The organism is Agathobaculum sp. Marseille-P7918 (genome assembly GCF_900625105.1).
In the GTDB taxonomy this organism is placed as follows: domain Bacteria; phylum Bacillota; class Clostridia; order Oscillospirales; family Butyricicoccaceae; genus Agathobaculum.
This window is the reverse complement of sequence record NZ_UYYD01000002.1, coordinates 554,165-571,202: the sequence shown is the minus strand read 5'-3', so window position 1 is coordinate 571,202 and position 17,038 is coordinate 554,165. Positions and strand designations below refer to the sequence as shown.

The following is a 17,038-nucleotide window of genomic DNA, read 5'->3' as shown; positions in this document are numbered from 1 at the left end:
TACACGCTGGGAAATTAGACTGACATCTGGAGAGCCGGATACGCTGAGAGGTGTAAGTCCGGTTCGGAGGGGAGTTCTCGGAAACCTACCATAGCAATATGGCAAGGCGCCGGGTTCTTACCCTACTTGAACACAATCCGTATAAGCCTTTTACAAAGATCCTTATCGACAATGAACTGGTCAAAGACAACAGCTCTCTCAATTATAAGAACCGCCCCTTTCAGGAGTGGGTAGAGGGCCTGCCCGCTACACTGCGGGACGAATGTGCCGATGATGAATTCCACATCACCTTTCATGGTACGATCCTGGACTTTGAGGATTTGCAATTCGTAGCTCTTGCGGCTGAAAATGATGGGATAAAGATTACCTGCACACATGAGCCTGCCAAGGAAGTTAAGGATAAGGAGGCTGCTATTGATGCCATTTTCCAGGAGATTGCTGAGAACCAGTTTTTTGAAGAACTGAAGTCTCCTGATATGCTCAAGGCATTTGAAATTGCCAAGGGCAAGGAATTCCCCGTCAATGTGATTGCAACGATGAGTTCTGGCAAATCCACTTTGATTAACGCACTCCTGGGGCAAAAGTTAATGCCTGCTATGCAGGAGGCTTGTACGGCTACTATTACAGAGTTGCACGATGATGACGGTGATCATTTCGTGGCCACCGCCTATGATGCCAACAACCTTAAATTAAGCTTTATTGATCCGCTTAACCTCTCCGCAATGGAAGTTCTGAACAAAGACTCGAAGGTTTCCAAAGTCGTAGCCCAAGGCAACATTCCTTTTGTTTCTTCCGAAGATGTGTCTCTAGTTTTAGTCGATACTCCCGGCCCCAACAATGCCAGAAATGATGAGCATAGAGCGGCAACCTTCCGTATGCTGTCTGAAAGTTCTAAGCCACTGGTTTTGTATGTCCTTAATGCCACCCAACTGGCCATCAATGATGATAATGCTCTCTTGACGGAGGTAGCGGAGAGCATGAAGGTAGGGGGCAAGCAGTCTAAAGATCGGTATATTTTTGTGCTGAACAAATTGGACAGCTTCAAAGCCGGAGAGGACGACATTAACAGTGTAATCCAGAATGCACGGACATACCTTGCCGATAAGGGAATTGAGAACCCTAACATCTATCCGGCCTCTGCACTGACGGCCTTGGAGATTCGTTCCGATTTCAAAGATGTTGACCTTAAAAATATTGATCCCGCCAACTATCTCAAACCGGAGTTCCTTGCTACCATGGCGAGAATCAGCAATCTCAATACGAATCTTCATTTAGACGAGTATGCGCCCCTCACCCCCAGTGTCAATTCGCAGATTGTCATGCAATTGGCCGCAGCAAGAGAGTCTGGAGACATGAAGGAAGAAGCACTGATTCACTCCGGGATTAAATCCATCGAAGCTGCTATCCGTGTGTACGTTGACAAGTATGCTAAGACGGCTAAAATCAGAGGCATTGTTGAAACCTTTGCCAAGAAGTTGGAGAGCCAAAAATCTTTTGAACGGACACGGAAGCAAATTGCGGAAAGCCAGGAGCGCAAAGCGGAAATCAGAGCCAATATTGAAGTCATAAAGGGAAAAATCGATGATGCAAAAGCGGCAAAATCGTTTAATGAGACGATCAATAAGCTCGATTTTAGCAAAGACGTAGCTGCTAAGACAGGCAAGATTATTGAGAAGGCACAGGCGTCAGTTCGTGAGCAGATAGAAGCTGTTGGTGAGCGCAAACTTTCCAAAACCGAAGCGGAGGGTATTTGTGCCGGGTTTACAAACTATGCAAAAAACTTGCAGGCCAAGGTTTGCGTTGACATCGAAAATGAAGTTAATCGGTTTATCAAAGAGCAGTGTGATCAGCTGACCGCAGCGTATGTAGAGCGACTTCAATCGTTTGCTAAAGATGTGAATTTTGGGGAACTTCAAATCGATCCTGTTAAAATTTTGAGCGGTGAAATTGAAAGCGCCAACCGGATTGCCTCTATCATTAATTCTGCCACTGAAACGGAATCGGTCAAGGTTGGTGAAGAATGGATAGAGAACACAAACAAAAAGTGGTACAAGCCATGGACGTGGTTCCAGGAAAAGGGCCATTGGCGCAGCATTTACGAGGATCGAGAATTTGTCGATGGGAAAGGGCTCGGCGACGCATTCTTTGCACCTGTCCAGGAAAATCTACGTCAAAATAGAGATGACATCAATGAGGCTACAAAAAAGCAGGTCAACAAGATTAAGAAAGAGTTCAAAGAAAGATTTGCTGAACTGGATAGGGCATTGAAGAAAAAGCTGGCTGAATTGGAGCAGTGCGCTTCAGATGAAAACGCTCAGGATGAAATTATCCGCCAGACTACGGAACGCCTGAATTGGCTTACCGATATTCAAAATCGTGTAAATGCGATTCTTGAAATCTAATTTACAAGGAAATAAGATAGGAGGTTAATCAAGATGTCGATCAGCAAAGAGTTTATGGAAGCCGTCGCTGCGGGAAATAAACTCCGCACTCGTATTATGCTCAGCAATTACATGATTACTGATCCCAGCTTTGGTGCGTTCGATGAATCCATTGCCTATGCGTTGAAGGTTATACCGGATCTGATCGTTCCGCACGATGGCGAGGAACTCAACTATGACAGAACCGCTTGGACTAAGGCGTATCTGGACAACCAGTGCAGTACGGTGGTCGATAATTTTTCTCAAGAACGTATTGAGCTGTTGAGAAATATGTGTGCCCACATTTACGGCAAGAAGATCGAAAAACCGCAGCAGAAGGAATTCGTGACTGACGCGCAGACCAGAAGGAAAAAAAGCACTCTGCCTAAAAAGCAGGTTGGTGTTGCTACTGCGGGGGCCGGTGTTGTTGTTGCCGCCGCAGGAATTGCAGTTTCCTCTACATCCCTCACTATCGCTGGTGTCATAGTGGCTGTCGCAGGTGGTGCTATCATTATGATGGACAGATAAGGGAGGCTGGATAATATGGCTGATACAGCTTTGGACAACTTTAAGCAACCTGCAACTCCTGCTCCTAGTCATGAGGAACTTCAGATCGGCCTTATTCAAGCATTGCAAGTCGTTGATGATATTGTTCTGAAGAACTATGTGACTAAGATTAAAGACCTTGATGTTATTCCGCTATCCGACGAACTCAATGTTCCCCTTGATCCGGCAGTTGGAAAAGCGAATCTGGCCAAAGATGTTCGGTTCTTCAAAATAAACCAGATGGTTTATGAGAAAGACGAGTTTTCTACATATAAATTTGCGAGTGTCTTTAATGCGCTGTCTACACTCAATTGTTCCGTTTTTATCATCATTGATAGTGATGGCCGGAAGGCTGATTTTTACATGGGTGTCCGTTCTATTGATTCTGAGCGTAGCACTCTATCTCTTCGTGATACGTTAAAAAACTCCCTAAAAGGGCAATTCCCAGGCATTAAGTTCCCAGAAAAAGACCTTATGAATGATGATATGCGAATAATTCTTCATAAAATCAAGGCGCATAGTATTTCCGCTGTTTCATGTGTCGCAAACACCAAGGATTCCAATATTCGTGATAATCAGTCGTTTGTTCAAGGGCTGGAGAAACTGCTGTTCTCGATGCAGGGCAAACCATTTACGGGGATTTTCATAGCTAACGGAACTACTCAGAAGCAGTTGACTGAGCTGCGGCAAAATTATGAGAATATCTATACGCAGCTGGCTCCCTTTGCGAAAACGCAAGTCAGCTATAATTCCAACAGCTCCATGAATATCTCACAGTCCAGCACTGTTGGCAAATCCATCAGTACAACCATTACCAATAGTTTTTCACATACAGTGTCCAAAGGCAAAACGGTTACTGCCAATGATACTGAAGGTCGCTCTAATCCGGGTGCAGCGAGTAAAGCGGTGGCGAGCCTATCTATCGCTTCCTCTGTCCTTGGCGTTGCTCTTGCCATACCAACTGGAGGGGCCAGTATCGGCATCGGTCTCTTAGCTTCTCAGGGCTTGAACCAGCTTGGACAGGTTGTTGGAAGCACTAACTCTAAGAGTCACTCCTACGGAAGAAGCTATAACAACGGCGAGAGCGATACTACGGGCGGTTCTGATTCCAGGCAAGAGGGAGAAAATGAATCCGTTACGGATTCCAAGGCAATCACTACCGGCACTGGTGAGGCGCTTCTACTGAATGCTGAGAACAAAACCATTATCGACATTCTTGAACGCATTGATCTCCAGTTAAAGCGGCTACGGGAGTTTGAAAGCCTTGGTATGTGGGAGTGTGCTGCCTATTTTATTTCTGACGCATCGAACCAGTCTGCTGCGGAGATTGCTGCTTCTACATACAAGGCGCTAATGAGAGGCGAGAATTCTGGGGTTGAAGTTTCCGCAATTAACACCTGGAACATGAATTTTGCAGAGCAGGCTCCGAAGGTAAAGGCAATCCAAGATTACGTGACACATTTCATCCATCCTGTATTTGGCTATAAAACTGGTGATAAGGTCATAGAGGTTACCCCCTGTTGCCTGGTCAGCGGGAATGAACTCGCCTTACACATGGGCTTGCCACGCAAGTCCGTCTGCGGGTTCCCGGTAATTGAACACGCTGATTTTGGAAAAGAAGTCAACTACGTGGATGGTCATACAGACGCTGCTTCTATCAAGCTTGGAAAGATTTTTAACATGGGTAGCAACGGCCCCAGCCATGTGAAACTGGACATCAACAGTTTGGCAATGCACACCTTTGTTACCGGCTCTACGGGATCAGGAAAGAGCAACACAATCTATGAGCTACTTCGTCAACTCAATACGCACGGTATCAATTTTATGGTGGTCGAACCAGCCAAAGGTGAGTACAAAAATATATTTGGGGATAAACCTGGAGTTACGGTTCTTGGAACGAATCCGGCATATATGCAGCTCCTCAGAATCAACCCGTTCAAATTTCCCAATAAGATTCATGTTTTGGAGCACATAGACCGGCTAGTAGAGATCTTCAATGTATGCTGGCCAATGTATGCCGCCATGCCTGCTGTGCTGAAAGATGCGTTGCTTCAGGCTTATCAGGTTTGCGGCTGGGATTTGGCTGCATCCAGAAATATCTATTCTCCTAACCTGTTCCCGACTTTCCTAGACCTTCAGAACGAACTGGTTGAAGTGATTCAGAATTCGGCCTATTCCGAAGAAGTCAAAAGCAATTACCTTGGTTCTTTGGCCACCCGAGTTAAGTCGCTGACCAATGGCTTAAATGGACAGATTTTTTCCGCCAATGAAATTGAAAATGCGATCCTATTTGACCACAATGTTATCATTGACCTGAGCAGAATTGGATCGTTGGAAACGAAGTCGCTTATTATGGGTATTCTGGTTATGCGGCTCAATGAACACCGTATGTCATTTTCGGAGGGGATGAATATTCCTTTGCGGCACGTTACAGTGCTGGAGGAAGCCCACAATATTCTTAAACGAACATCTTTCGAGCAGAACCCTGAAAGCCCTAGCATGAGCGGAAAGTCTGTGGAAATGCTCTCTAATTCTATTGCGGAAATGCGAACCTATGGTGAAGGATTTATTATTGCGGATCAATCTCCTGGAACCGTGGATCTTTCTGCGATTCGTAATACAAATACAAAAATTATCATGCGTTTGCCCGATGAAACTGATCGCCGTAGTGCAGGTAAATCGGCAGCACTGAGAGACGATCAGCTTGATGAGATTGCAAAACTTCCGAAAGGTGTTGCAGTGGTCTATCAGAATGACTGGCTTGAACCGGTTCTTTGCCATATCTCCAAATACGCCGGTGAGGAAACTCCATATGAGTATAACTCCGATGATGCAGATCTGAACCTGAAATGCGATGATGAATGGGTAAAGACAGAGTTACTCAAACTTTTAATGGGAGATCGGTTGCCCAATCCTCCTGAGATTGCGATTGATAGACTGCAAGTGGAACTCCCTTATGCTACGCTTTCTACCAAGAGCAAGATATGGGTCAATCAGTTGATCAGAGAGTATGAACAGGAAGGTTCCTTACGCCTATGGAAAGATGAGCATTTTTCTGACCTTTCAAAAATGACAGTTGAATTGCTGGATTGCAAATCCAAGGTAGAGAATAGTATAAAAACTGCATTAGACTTTGATGATCTTAATCGTAGCTTTATGCAACTGATTCAGGAGCACACTGTCAACGCCAGCAATGAACTCGCACTGTCCATCAGCCAATGCTTTATGAAAGCCTTTACAACAGATCATCCTGACCAAATTAACATTTATGCTGCTTGGCAAGATGCAATAAAAAAGCACAAGAAGGCCGTTGTATGATGGGCATAGCTTCCAATCCTTTTATTAGTTCAATAGAAACTAGATTTAGTGATTGCCCCTTGGCATACAGAGCCAGAGAGATCTCTCCCCAAATGATCAATGAGGCAGTCCTGGATAGACCACTAGCAAAAGATCCAGAAGCAGCCAAAAACTATTCTTCCGCTGCGGAAAATCCTACGAGAGAACTCACAGAAGATGAGAAAAAGCGGCTTCAAGAAGTCCTTGGGTGGGGCGATAAACAAATCGGGAAATGTACGATTGACGCTGAAGGCGTCATTCATTACAGGACAGATCGTTGCGATTTGGAAGGCAAGACTTCTGAAAACGGTGTTCCCTACGAACGGAAGCGAGTTGAAATCAAAGGAATTGTCATTGAGGGGGTCTTTCCTGAATTTGATAGTGCCTTTGATACATACTTAGATCCTGAAGATTATACATCCAGGAATTATGCCACAAAGTGCAACGCAAAACTGAAAGAAGCTGTCAATAGTGATCTAGAACTTAGAAGCAAATTTACCCAAAGTCAGTTGGAACAGATCGAATCTGGAAATACACCCGATGGGTATGTGTGGCATCATAATGAAGAACCTGGGAAGATGCAGTTGGTCAAAAAGATTGACCATGATCGATGTATAGGCGGTGCGGCGCATACTGGCGGTAATTCTTTGTGGGGGCCGGATAGCGTACCCAAGGAACAGAAAGGAGAGCGTTTTTAATGAAGCGGATTTCTGTTAATCCGAAAGAAAACGCTGACACAAGCATTTGGGCGGAAGTAGAGAAAAACTTCAATATTGCTGTGCGTAAGGATATAAAAGATTTTTTTGCCGTAAATGCTGGTGGGCGTCCAACTAGGAATATCATTGTGGTGCAGGGGGAAGAATATGAGGTGAGAATCTTCCTTTCTCTGGACGCACAAGATCAGTATTATTATATTAAAAAGCCTCTGCTGAATTTTTTGCAGAGAACCAAAGGTAGAATTATTCCAATTGGCATAGATTCCGGCGATAATTACTACTGCGTCAACAATGAAAACGGAAAGGTGTACTATTGGAGCGCAGAACCGGATGAGTACTACTGTATTGCGGATAATTTGGAAATGTTCATCAATCTGTTTGAATAATATCAATAGAAACTCCTTAAAAGTATAAACTGCTCCAGGTTGCACAGACAGTACAAAAAGCACCCTGGTAGAAAATATTAAGTTTTCAGTGGAGAGGCGTCGCGCCTAGAGCGCCTCTCTAGTCTTTAACTGGATGCACTTGTAGTTGTAAAAGCGGATATAGCGCTCAATCATCTTGTTGGCTTCGAGAAGCTTGCCGCTTTGTACCGGTAAATACATTCTGTTTTGATGATGGAAAAGCAATTTTCCGCCTTGGCGTTGTCATATGGGTTTCCTCATCTCGACATAGATATCATCATGCCACATATTCGAGCCAGGTTTAAGTATGATTAAAGATGTGTACTGCAAACCTTGGTCGCCGCGGAACTGCAACTCCGTGGCGACCTTCTTATTCTCCTGTTTTAGTTCAAGATGAATGGTGTCCAGAGCCAAATTCACCGTCTCTTGGGATCCAGTCTTGTAGGCGATGATGCCGTTGTCATAAAGATCTCAGATCATGGATAGGTACAGTAGCCCTGTTTGGTGTGAATGCAGGAGATATCTATTACCCATTTGCTGTGGGGATGGTCCGCATGGAACTCCCTGTTTAACAAGTTTTGTACTTGTGGACTTGCTGCCCTATTTGCTTGTAAAGGGGATGCAGACACAATCCTAGACTGATTTTAAATCAATCCAAGACTTCGCCTGAATTTCAACAGGCTCATACCGTCAGAGAGCGTTTAATCCGTGCTTCATTGTACCAACATATGTAGTTATCCAAAAATTCCATGAATCACTCAAGGCTCACACCAGCCCATTGCCATCCATAGAACATCTTGTTTTTTACCGTACAAAAAATTCTGCTTCCTTCATGCACTCCTCAAATGTTTACATTATTTCCCTCTCGTCTTATTTGAGGTCCAGAATTTCGTCCACATACACTTTACATTCCATAAAATCAAATAGCCTGTTATTTCGAAAGAAACAACAGGCTTTTTGTATTTTTAGAGTTTTTCAAATGAAAATAGTCGTTCCGCATAAGAGCATGTCTTGCCGAGCATCTTGAGGAGGACAGGCTCTCCTACACCGAACAGCATGACTGGCAGGCGAAGCTGGTTACAACGATGCAGCGCCATAGTCAGTCCTTTGAGATCCTCCGACCGCAACGCTTGCATTTCGTCAATCAGAAGGCAGATCCCTTGCTTTGTTTGCGCAGCTACCTGACCATATAGCACCATGTCCTCTGTCAAATCAGCCGTGTCTACGCCGGGAATGTGGTCTGGTTTTGTCTCGGTTTTCGCAATACCACTGTTTTGAAAGCATAGAGCAATCTGCGTTACAAGCTGTTTTGTGAAGTCTGTTGCCGTCGCAGCATCCAGATAACAATGCAAAATCCCCACTTGCTCTGCAAGCAATTCAATCTGATGTAGCAAAGCAATTTTGCCAATGCTTTTTGCGCCATAATAAAGGACAGATCGCGGTGGAAAACCGTTCTTCAGACTTGTGAGATCATTTTTGGCTTGGGATAGATACCTCATCATGCAGGTTGTCTCATCCTTCATATGCAAGACACACACCTTCTCCCTTTATTCTATGTGTCAGCAAGCATATTTCTTTTTGAGACCAATATTGGATGCGCAGAACGGTCAGTCGCCTGCTTGCATGTTTTCCAGTATATTATTTCTAAAGTAAGTATATAATAGCACATTCCTTATCACAATTGCACTCCTTATCAAAGATCATTTTATTTTTTATTTGGTGTCATAAGCGGAACAACGAAATACATATAGTGATAGACAGAGTTCAAAGCGGCTGGAACTAAAAAGTTCTTGAAGAACGCTTTCTGTGATAACGAGATCAAGGCCACTGGAACGGATATCGATAAACTGATGTCGCCGGTCTCTCGTTTCGGCGGTGGCGGTATCGGAGCGAACCAAAAGGAGTCTGTGATCGACAAGCTCAAAGGGTTCTTTGACCGTTTCTTTGGAATCAGTAATTGAGTTGCCGATCGGCCAGATGAACCATAAACGCTCTTTATTCTTGTATTCTGTCATTTTGTCATTTTGTCTAAGAGACTGAGGGAGGAAATGCGAATCACGGTTTCTAATATCAGCTTTGGCCTTTATTTGGCCTTTATTTGGATTGACTTCAAATGATGTAAAATTTATAGGCTTTGTAGAATGCATAAAATTGCGTTCTAAAATGCGTAAAATTCACAAAATAGTGTAGATTATGTCGTTTAACAGCGGTATAGGATTTTCGTAATGCGCAGGTCGCCGGTTCGAGTCCGGCCGCAAGCTCCACAAAAAACCCGTTATTTCGAAAGAAATAACGGGTTTTTTGTACTTTCAGAGGTTTTCAAATTGGCTGACCGGCAGGTTGGTGTTTGTTTGGTGTTTATCCGATACGGTGGTAGGAATTGCGCTGCGGCATGGGATGGAGCAGATCATCCAAATACGTAGAAGCCGCTTCGTTTGCAGAACGAATTTCATGTGCGTAAATACGGGTCGTTGTAGAAACATCGGCATGCTTTACTCGCGCTGCGATTGTGGTTAATGGAATACCGCCTGCGATTTGCAGCGTAACATTCTGTATTTTTTTAAGCAGTTGGATAACATGATCCGGTACTTTAATTGGCCGTGTCGAAGAAGTGTTTTTTTTCATCTGTAAATATTCTCTTTCCCGGAAGGTATAAAGAGGAACACCTCTTAGACCAAGCTATTTCATCATAGTGAATGACGCAAAGATACCCGACCTGTATCATGTAGGCACAGAACGGGCATCTTTATGTCTTCTGATGATTGGTTGCTGACAAGTTGATGTTTGTTAAAACATGAGGAGTGACTATCCATGGCTTCGGAAACATTGAGGTTGCGAAGCGGGATCATCCCCTTTATTGATTTGCACAAAGGAGATGGTTTATATAGTAATATTTGTTATTTATTTTAATACATAGTTAGGGGCTGTTAATTGTATACCAATTGTCTTAATTTTGGCGTAGAACAAAAATTCATGTATACCAGACTAAAATAAATTTTTCTTCATCAGGAGTTTCAGTTTGATACAGCTAAAATGGTTTATTTACAAACTATTGAGTGGCTTGATGAATTTGCTCCCTATTCGGTGGACGATATGCTGATTGCCCATGTCATTATGACGCCAGACTTAGTGGAGAAGTCCGGTATATCAAGTACCAGGTCTGTGGCACACGTTACTGCTTTTTCAATAGGATCCTACCTTTTGTCTGGTTACCAATGGAGTACATCATTCACGATTGCCATCAAAGCATCGCTCATGGAAGTGATCAAAACGAGCGATGGAAAAGTGGATTAATATTGCTGATTCATCAGCGAGAGTAAAATATCAAACGAACAATAATAACAAAAATCCGGCCAAAAGGCTGGATTTTTTGCTGTCATTATATCATTTTCCAGAGATTAATACTTTAACAAACCAAATGTTGTAGTTTCTTAAATGACGAAAAATTACTTTATCGTGTTTTTTCGTCATTTTCTTCTATATATTGCATGATATCTTCAACATGATAATTCAGCAGCCTGCAAAGCAGATCTCACGCAAGAGAGCAGCAGCCCCAGCACAGTCAGCGGAACAACCGAGCGGCTGGCATCTGATCAAATACGACTGCGTAGACGGCAAATATCTGTACAATCGCTGTCACCTGATCGCGGATACCAGCTGACCGCTGAAAATGCGAATGAGCGCAATCTGATCACCGGTACGCGGTATCTGAACATTGAGGGGATGCTGCCGTTTGAAAATCAAGTTGAGGACTATGTGCAGCAGACCGGCAACCATGTGCTCTATCGCGCGACGCCGATTTCCGAGGGAGAAAACCTATTGGCGAGCGGTGTTCTCATGGAGGGCTATTCGGTCGAGGACAGCGGTGCAGGGATTTGCTTTTGCGTTTATGCTTTCAATGTCCAACTAGGCGTGCAGATTGACTATGCCACCGGGGAAAGCGTATTGGCAGACGAAGCCCCTTCTGAGCCGACCGAGCAAGTACCGCCCGAGGAGGAACCAAGCTATGTGTTCAATCACAACACGCGTAAGTTCCATCGTCCAAGCTGCTCCAGCGTGGAGGATATCAAGCCGTCTAATCGTGAGGATTACTCCGGTTCGCGAGAGGCCCTGATTGAGCAGGGATATGTACCGTGCAAACGGTGTCGGCCTTGATCGTGCAATTACTCTTTCGTTGTACCAAGTGATTCGGACATTTTCTCATAGGCCTGTGCATAATCGTTCAGAATATTGTCTGTATCGGCCAGCATCTGCTCCCGTGTTATCTCAGTAGCCGGAGTTTCCAGCCGGACCGGAAACGGCATCCCGCCAGCGCGCACAAAGGCAGTGGCCGCCGTGGAAGGAGTCATGCCAAGCTGATTGCAGATCTCTGTCATCTGCACTTTGGTTTGGTTGTCCATGCGAAACGTCATGTTGGTGTCCATCTGCCGCACCTCCTTGTACTACAAATATAGTACTTACCATGTGCAATGTAAATGTTTTGCATTTGAAAACTTAAAGTGGTGCAGGCCTTGATTCTTGACATTTGTTTGACCGTTTCTGTGATCTATATTATAATTTTACCCATAAGAAAAGTGTGGAGGAGAATGCAAATGGATGATCAAAAGCAATTTGATTGGGTTGATTTTTATCAGGCGCTGGCGCGTAAGCTGCTTGCTTATCATGATGATCGGCAGACCTTGATCGGCAAAATCCAACAGGTATATCAGAACACCGGAATTGCAATGCCAACATTGGAACGAGATCAGCAGATTGTGGACATTGACCCCTTCACTGTGTTTGGCTTGTTCAATAAAAGCTCTCAGCGGGAGGATAACCGCAAAAAAATCATTGCAGCAATGGCAGAGCTTTTTGATATTTCTGCAGCGCTGCCCACCTCCTTTGTCAGCGTACCGGTGCTGAATAACCAGAATGCGACGTTTTATGATTTCACCGGTTATCGCGGGGAAAACGATATCGAAGACCTTTGGCAGCTGTTTTCCGCAGCGCTCCGGTATGCAGACAATCAGACGGAGACAAATCGGGCAGAGCTCTTCTTGTACTTTGACCGAACGATTCAAAAGAGAGGAATTGGCAACAGTAAGATCACTATGGGGTTATACTGGATTGCACCACAGGTTTTTCTCAATCTGGATCAGCGAAACACATGGTTCATCTATGAGTCCGGCAAAATCCCGGACGAGATAGTCAACACATTGTCTGCCCCTGAATCTAAAATCTCAGCCGAGAAGTATTTTGCGATCACAGAGAAGATGCGCACCTATTTGCAGAGCGGCACCTGTCCGTATCACGATTTCATGGAACTGAGTGCGGAAGCGTGGCGGTATTCCGAGGAGGTAAACCAGAAAAAACGTGCAGCTGCAGCCAATACCCATCAAGAGGCTATACCTACACCTCAGCAGGATACGTTGGACGAGGATGCAAACACAGTTCGATATTGGTTGTATGCACCGGGGGATGGCGCAAAAATTTGGGATGAATGCTATCAGCATGGTATTATGGCGATCGGTTGGGATAAAATCGGCGATTTGCGCTCGTTTAGCAACAAGGAAGAGATGAAGCAGCGCATGAAAGAGACGATGGACCCCAGTCGCTCGTACAAGATGGCTGCACATGCGACATGGCAGTTTGCCAACGAGATGAAACCCGGCGATATCGTCTTTGCCAAAAAGGGCATGCACACTGTAATCGGGCGCGGCATTGTCCGGTCGGCGTATTTCTTCGATTCTACTCGCAGCCAATACAAAAATGTGCGCAAGGTAGAGTGGACCCACAAGGGCGAATGGCAACATCCCGGACAAGCTGCCATGAAAACGCTGACCGATATCACCCCATACACAGACTATGTAAAACAGATGAGTGCGCTGTTCGAAAGCGATGAGATCAACGACCAAGAACCGCCCGAGATCCTTTATCCGCCATATAATGCGGCGCAATTCCTCGAAGAAGTGTATATGGATGCGGCGAAATACCAAAAACTCAAATCGTTGCTGCACCATAAAAAGAATATTGTTTTACAGGGTGCCCCCGGCGTCGGCAAAACCTTTATTGCCCGTCGTCTTGCCTATTCCATCATGGGCTGCAAAAATGCAGAACGTGTGGCCATGGTGCAGTTTCACCAAAGCTATGCCTATGAGGATTTCATCATGGGGTATCGTCCGGATGGGAACGGATTCAAGCCCAATCCCGGCGTATTTTACAGCTTCTGTAAGCAGGCGGAAGACGACAGCGATAACCCGTATTTCTTCATCATCGACGAAATCAACCGCGGGAATCTGAGCAAAATTTTCGGTGAGCTGTTCATGCTGGTGGAAAAGGACAAGCGTGGAAAAGTGAAAGTGACGCTGCCAAATCACGATCAATTCTCTGTGCCGGAAAACATCTATATCATCGGCACAATGAACACCGCTGACCGCAGTCTTGCCATGCTGGACTATGCGCTGCGCCGTCGCTTTGCGTTTTTCGATCTGGAACCCGGTTTCCGTACTGCGGGCTTCCAAGCCTATCAGACGGAGTTGGCAAACGAGAAATTTGACCGGCTGATTGCGCAGGTTGAAGAACTCAACAAGGCGATTGCGTCGGATGAATCACTGGGGGCGGGATTCTGCATCGGTCACAGCTTCTTCTGTGCATTGGATGGCGATATTGCGCAAAAGCTGGAGGAAATCGTTGAGTTTGAACTAATCCCGCTGCTTCGGGAATACTGGTTTGACGAACCGTCCAAAGTACAGAATTGGACAAACCGGTTAAGGGGCGCGATCGCGTGATACCGATTCAAAACATCTACTACATGCTGTCCTATGCGTTTCAAACTTTATCCGAGCAAGGCTATCGGGATCTGGCACTTGAAACTTATCATCATGTGGCAGATCTATGTGCTGCAATTTTGTCCAAAGGGGTCGCCATACAGGTCAAGCGCGGTTTGCATCGTGAATATCGGCTCAAAACCGATGCGTTGTCCTCTCCGCGTGGCCGGATCGAGCTTTCCGACTCCATTCGAACGAGAAGCAAGATGCGCGGACAGCTGGTATGTACTTATGATGAATTTTCAGCCGATAACGATCTGAACCGTGTGCTGAAAACCACCATGCTGTTTCTGCTGCGCAGCAAAATCGATACGGAACGGAAGAAAGCGCTCCGGCGTGTGCTGGTTTTCTTTGAAGGCGTGCAAACACTGCCGATCCGAAGCATCCGCTGGAATATACAGTACAATCGCAACAATCAAACTTATCGCATGCTGATCGGGATTTGCCAAATGGTGCTGCAAGGGCTGCTGCAAACGACCGAGGATGGTTCTGTCCGCCTGATGGACTTTCTGGATGAGCAGCACATGCACAAGCTGTATGAAAAGTTTATATTCCAATACTATTATCAAGAATTTTCAAATCTCACTGTCCGCGCACCTCGAATCCGGTGGGCAGCGAGTGGTGCATCTTTGGCTCGGCTACCAGCGATGCAAAGCGATGTTGTGTTGTCACATGACGGCCGGATTTTAATTATAGACGCAAAATATTATGCGCATTCCATGCAGATGCACTTTGATAAGCCGACGATACACTCACATAACCTGTATCAGATTTTCACCTATGTCAAAAACGAACAGGCCAATCAGCCAAAAAAGCAGGTTTCCGGCATGCTGCTCTATGCTCGTACCGATGAAGAGACACAGCCGGATGACGTTTATCAGATGAGTGGCAATCAGATCAGCGTGCGGACACTGGATCTGAATCAGGATTTTGCGCAGATCGCAGCGCAGCTGGATGAGATCGTGCAGACGCATTTTGGAATCGAAAAGGCAAACGAAAAGCAGACCGTTTACGCACAATGAGGTGAACGGTCTGCTTCGCTTTATTCCCAATTAAATTGCACTACTTCCGAAAAAAGCAAAGATTTTATATACTAACGTGAAAAAGCATACATGGCTCCCAAGAGGATCAAATTAGTGACCCGCAATATTCTGGACTATTTCGACCAAAAAACTTATCGCGGAGACAAAAGCTATTGGTTTCACACGCTCACAACCTTGCACAGGTTGATTCCAGCAAAAACAATAAGGTGTAAGAGATCAAGCAGAAGCAACGCCTCAGCGGTTTCAATTCGATTTTTGCGGTTTCTTCGGTTTCCATGGCGAAGCTGACGAGATTCTGGATGAGGAAAACAGCGAAGACACCAGCGCGCTGGATCAGAGCAGCCGTGACTTTCTGGATGCTGCGATTCAGGATTATAACAAGATGTTCCACACCAACTACTCCACCGACAGCGACAGCTTCCAGAACTACTATAAGGATGTTTCCTTGCGAATGAAGAACAAGGAGCTGGATCTGCTGATCGTGGTCAACATGTTCCTGACCGGCTTTGATGCAACTACGCTGAATACCCTTTGGGTGGACAAGAACCTGAAGATGCATGGTCTCATCCAAGCATTTAGTCGCACCAACCGCATTCTGAATTCGATCAAGACATTTGGCAATATCGTCTGCTTCCGAAACCTGCAAAAGCGCGTGGACGCTGCAATCGCATTGTTTGGCGACAAAGAGGCTGGCGGAATTGTTCTGCTCCACAAATTTGCCGATTACTACTATGGTTACACGACGAAGGAGGGCAAAGACAAGCCCGGCTATATAGATATGATCGAAGAGCTGACGCAAAAATTTCCGCTGTCCGCACCACAAATCGAAGGCGAACAAAATCAGAAGGATTTTATTGCTTTGTTCGGTGCCATTCTGCGGATGCGCAACTTGCTATCCTCGTTTGACGAATTCAAAGGAAAAGAACAGCTCTCTGAACGTGATTTGCAAGATTATCTTGGACGATATCAGGACCTCCGGGATGAGTGGATGCGCCGTACAAAAGGCAAAAAAGAGGATATCACAGATGATATTGTGTTTGAGATCGAGCTGATACGCCAGATCGAAATCAATATCGATTACATCCTGATGTTGGTGAAAAAATACCATGATTCCCATTGTGATGATAAAGAGATTCTTATTACCATCCAGAAAGCCGTAGACGCCAGCCCCGAACTGCGCAGCAAAAAGCAGCTCATCGAAACCTTTATTTGCGACATTAACGATGTGGAGGATGTATTGGAAGAGTGGCATGGTTTTGTGGCAGAGGAGCGAGAGAAAGAACTGACGCAAATCATCCGGGACGAAAAGCTCCGCGAACCGGAAACCCGCAAGTTTTTGGAAAACGCCTTTCGGGATGGCGAGATCAAGACCACCGGAACGGATATCGATAAACTGATGCCGCCGGTATCTCGTTTCGGCGGTGGCGGTACCAGAGCTAAGAAAAAGCAGTCTGTGATTGACAAGCTTAAAGGATTCTTTGACCGCTTCTTTGAAATCAGCGAATGGGATGCTGATCGCGCTGATGAACAATAGTCGCTTTTCATTTTAACATTCTGTCATTTTGTTTAAGAGACTGGGGGAAAAGATACACACTAAGGTTTTCTCTATGAACTTGGCCTTTATTTGAGATCACATGAAATAATGTAAAAAGTGTCGATTTTTGTCAGCATAGATTTTTCGTAATATGCAAGGTTGTTGGTTTCAGTTCAGCCTCAAGACACACAAAAAATCCCGCTATTTCTTCGGAAATAACGGGTTTTTTGTAC

Annotated in this window: 14 protein-coding genes and 1 pseudogene; 10 read left to right on the top strand and 5 right to left on the bottom strand. The window is 45.1% G+C overall.

Annotated elements, in window-relative coordinates:
- Positions 1-98 precede the first annotated feature (98 nt).
- Genes EJL02_RS06225 through EJL02_RS06205 form a run of 5 tightly spaced genes read left to right on the top strand, consistent with a single transcriptional unit; the run spans position 99 to position 7,404 of the window.
- Positions 99-2,402: a dynamin family protein gene (locus tag EJL02_RS06225; RefSeq protein WP_125115538.1), complete on the top strand. Its 2,304-nt coding sequence runs from the start codon at positions 99-101 to the stop codon at positions 2,400-2,402.
- Between the two features lie 33 nt (positions 2,403-2,435).
- Positions 2,436-2,948, top strand: coding sequence for a hypothetical protein (locus tag EJL02_RS06220; RefSeq protein WP_125115537.1), 513 nt, complete (start codon positions 2,436-2,438; stop codon positions 2,946-2,948).
- 15 nt (positions 2,949-2,963) lie between these two features.
- On the top strand, positions 2,964-6,284 hold the full coding sequence (locus EJL02_RS14430; protein WP_125115536.1) for an ATP-binding protein: 3,321 nt from the start codon (positions 2,964-2,966) through the stop codon (positions 6,282-6,284).
- Positions 6,281-7,000 carry an HNH endonuclease gene (locus EJL02_RS06210; RefSeq protein ID WP_125115535.1) on the top strand — a complete coding sequence of 240 codons (720 nt, stop codon included), beginning with the start codon at positions 6,281-6,283 and terminating at the stop codon, positions 6,998-7,000. Before EJL02_RS14430 ends, EJL02_RS06210 begins: the two co-directional genes overlap by 4 nt.
- On the top strand, positions 7,000-7,404 hold the full coding sequence (locus EJL02_RS06205) for an SMI1/KNR4 family protein (RefSeq protein WP_125115534.1): 405 nt from the start codon (positions 7,000-7,002) through the stop codon (positions 7,402-7,404). The genes EJL02_RS06210 and EJL02_RS06205 overlap by 1 nt, the downstream gene beginning before the upstream one ends.
- A gap of 983 nt (positions 7,405-8,387) precedes the next feature.
- On the opposite strand, the gene EJL02_RS06200 is transcribed toward EJL02_RS06205, so the two are convergent.
- The 3 genes from EJL02_RS06200 to EJL02_RS06190 all read right to left on the bottom strand — a co-directional run bounded on the left by EJL02_RS06200 (position 8,388) and on the right by EJL02_RS06190 (position 10,047).
- Positions 8,388-8,945 (bottom strand): ATP-binding protein, encoded by a 558-nt coding sequence (locus tag EJL02_RS06200; RefSeq protein ID WP_125115533.1) that lies wholly within the window; start codon positions 8,943-8,945, stop codon positions 8,388-8,390.
- Between the two features lie 189 nt (positions 8,946-9,134).
- Positions 9,135-9,569, bottom strand: a complete 435-nt coding sequence (locus tag EJL02_RS14620; protein WP_164510313.1) for a hypothetical protein — start codon at positions 9,567-9,569, stop codon at positions 9,135-9,137.
- A gap of 211 nt (positions 9,570-9,780) precedes the next feature.
- Complete coding sequence (locus tag EJL02_RS06190; RefSeq protein ID WP_125115532.1) at positions 9,781-10,047, bottom strand: hypothetical protein; 267 nt, start codon at positions 10,045-10,047, stop codon at positions 9,781-9,783.
- 408 nt (positions 10,048-10,455) lie between these two features.
- On the opposite strand from EJL02_RS06190, the gene EJL02_RS06185 reads away from it, so the two are divergent.
- Both EJL02_RS06185 and EJL02_RS06180 read left to right on the top strand, forming a co-directional pair.
- Positions 10,456-10,716 carry a hypothetical protein gene (locus EJL02_RS06185; RefSeq protein ID WP_125115531.1) on the top strand — a complete coding sequence of 87 codons (261 nt, stop codon included), beginning with the start codon at positions 10,456-10,458 and terminating at the stop codon, positions 10,714-10,716.
- 277 nt (positions 10,717-10,993) lie between these two features.
- Positions 10,994-11,577 (top strand): annotated as a pseudogene (locus EJL02_RS06180) (DNA/RNA non-specific endonuclease); the annotation flags it as partial.
- An 8-nt stretch (positions 11,578-11,585) separates the two neighbouring features.
- On the opposite strand, the gene EJL02_RS06175 reads toward EJL02_RS06180, so the two are convergent.
- Entirely contained in the window at positions 11,586-11,846 is a 261-nt protein-coding gene (locus EJL02_RS06175; protein ID WP_125115530.1) for a type II toxin-antitoxin system RelB/DinJ family antitoxin, read from the bottom strand.
- 168 nt (positions 11,847-12,014) lie between these two features.
- Between EJL02_RS06175 and EJL02_RS06170 the strand changes: the two genes are divergently transcribed.
- Together EJL02_RS06170 and mcrC are read left to right on the top strand one after the other, a co-directional pair.
- A complete protein-coding gene (locus tag EJL02_RS06170) occupies positions 12,015-14,189 on the top strand; it encodes an AAA family ATPase (protein WP_125115529.1) in 2,175 nt (724 codons plus the stop codon).
- Complete coding sequence (gene mcrC, locus EJL02_RS06165) at positions 14,186-15,250, top strand: 5-methylcytosine-specific restriction endonuclease system specificity protein McrC (protein WP_125115528.1); 1,065 nt, start codon at positions 14,186-14,188, stop codon at positions 15,248-15,250. Before EJL02_RS06170 ends, mcrC begins: the two co-directional genes overlap by 4 nt.
- A gap of 187 nt (positions 15,251-15,437) precedes the next feature.
- Here mcrC and EJL02_RS14650 read toward each other — a convergent pair whose 3' ends face one another.
- On the bottom strand, positions 15,438-15,662 hold the full coding sequence (locus EJL02_RS14650; protein WP_442858001.1) for a hypothetical protein: 225 nt from the start codon (positions 15,660-15,662) through the stop codon (positions 15,438-15,440).
- Between EJL02_RS14650 and EJL02_RS06160 the strand changes: the two genes are divergently transcribed.
- Entirely contained in the window at positions 15,564-16,805 is a 1,242-nt protein-coding gene (locus tag EJL02_RS06160; RefSeq protein ID WP_442858002.1) for a type I restriction endonuclease subunit R, EcoR124 family, read from the top strand. The genes EJL02_RS14650 and EJL02_RS06160 overlap by 99 nt on opposite strands.
- The last annotated feature ends 233 nt before the right edge of the window (positions 16,806-17,038 follow it).

Coding starts and splice junctions, on each gene's coding strand:
- EJL02_RS06170 (WP_125115529.1), top strand. CDS start 12,015: ATGGATGATCAAAAGCAATTTGATTGGGTTGATTTTTATCAGGCGCTG.
- EJL02_RS06175 (WP_125115530.1), bottom strand. CDS start 11,846: ATGGACACCAACATGACGTTTCGCATGGACAACCAAACCAAAGTGCAG.
- EJL02_RS06190 (WP_125115532.1), bottom strand. CDS start 10,047: ATGAAAAAAAACACTTCTTCGACACGGCCAATTAAAGTACCGGATCAT.
- EJL02_RS06200 (WP_125115533.1), bottom strand. CDS start 8,945: ATGAAGGATGAGACAACCTGCATGATGAGGTATCTATCCCAAGCCAAA.
- EJL02_RS14430 (WP_125115536.1), top strand. CDS start 2,964: ATGGCTGATACAGCTTTGGACAACTTTAAGCAACCTGCAACTCCTGCT.
- EJL02_RS06210 (WP_125115535.1), top strand. CDS start 6,281: ATGATGGGCATAGCTTCCAATCCTTTTATTAGTTCAATAGAAACTAGA.
- EJL02_RS06225 (WP_125115538.1), top strand. CDS start 99: ATGGCAAGGCGCCGGGTTCTTACCCTACTTGAACACAATCCGTATAAG.
- EJL02_RS06205 (WP_125115534.1), top strand. CDS start 7,000: ATGAAGCGGATTTCTGTTAATCCGAAAGAAAACGCTGACACAAGCATT.
- EJL02_RS14620 (WP_164510313.1), bottom strand. CDS start 9,569: ATGCATTCTACAAAGCCTATAAATTTTACATCATTTGAAGTCAATCCA.
- EJL02_RS06185 (WP_125115531.1), top strand. CDS start 10,456: ATGGTTTATTTACAAACTATTGAGTGGCTTGATGAATTTGCTCCCTAT.
- EJL02_RS06220 (WP_125115537.1), top strand. CDS start 2,436: ATGTCGATCAGCAAAGAGTTTATGGAAGCCGTCGCTGCGGGAAATAAA.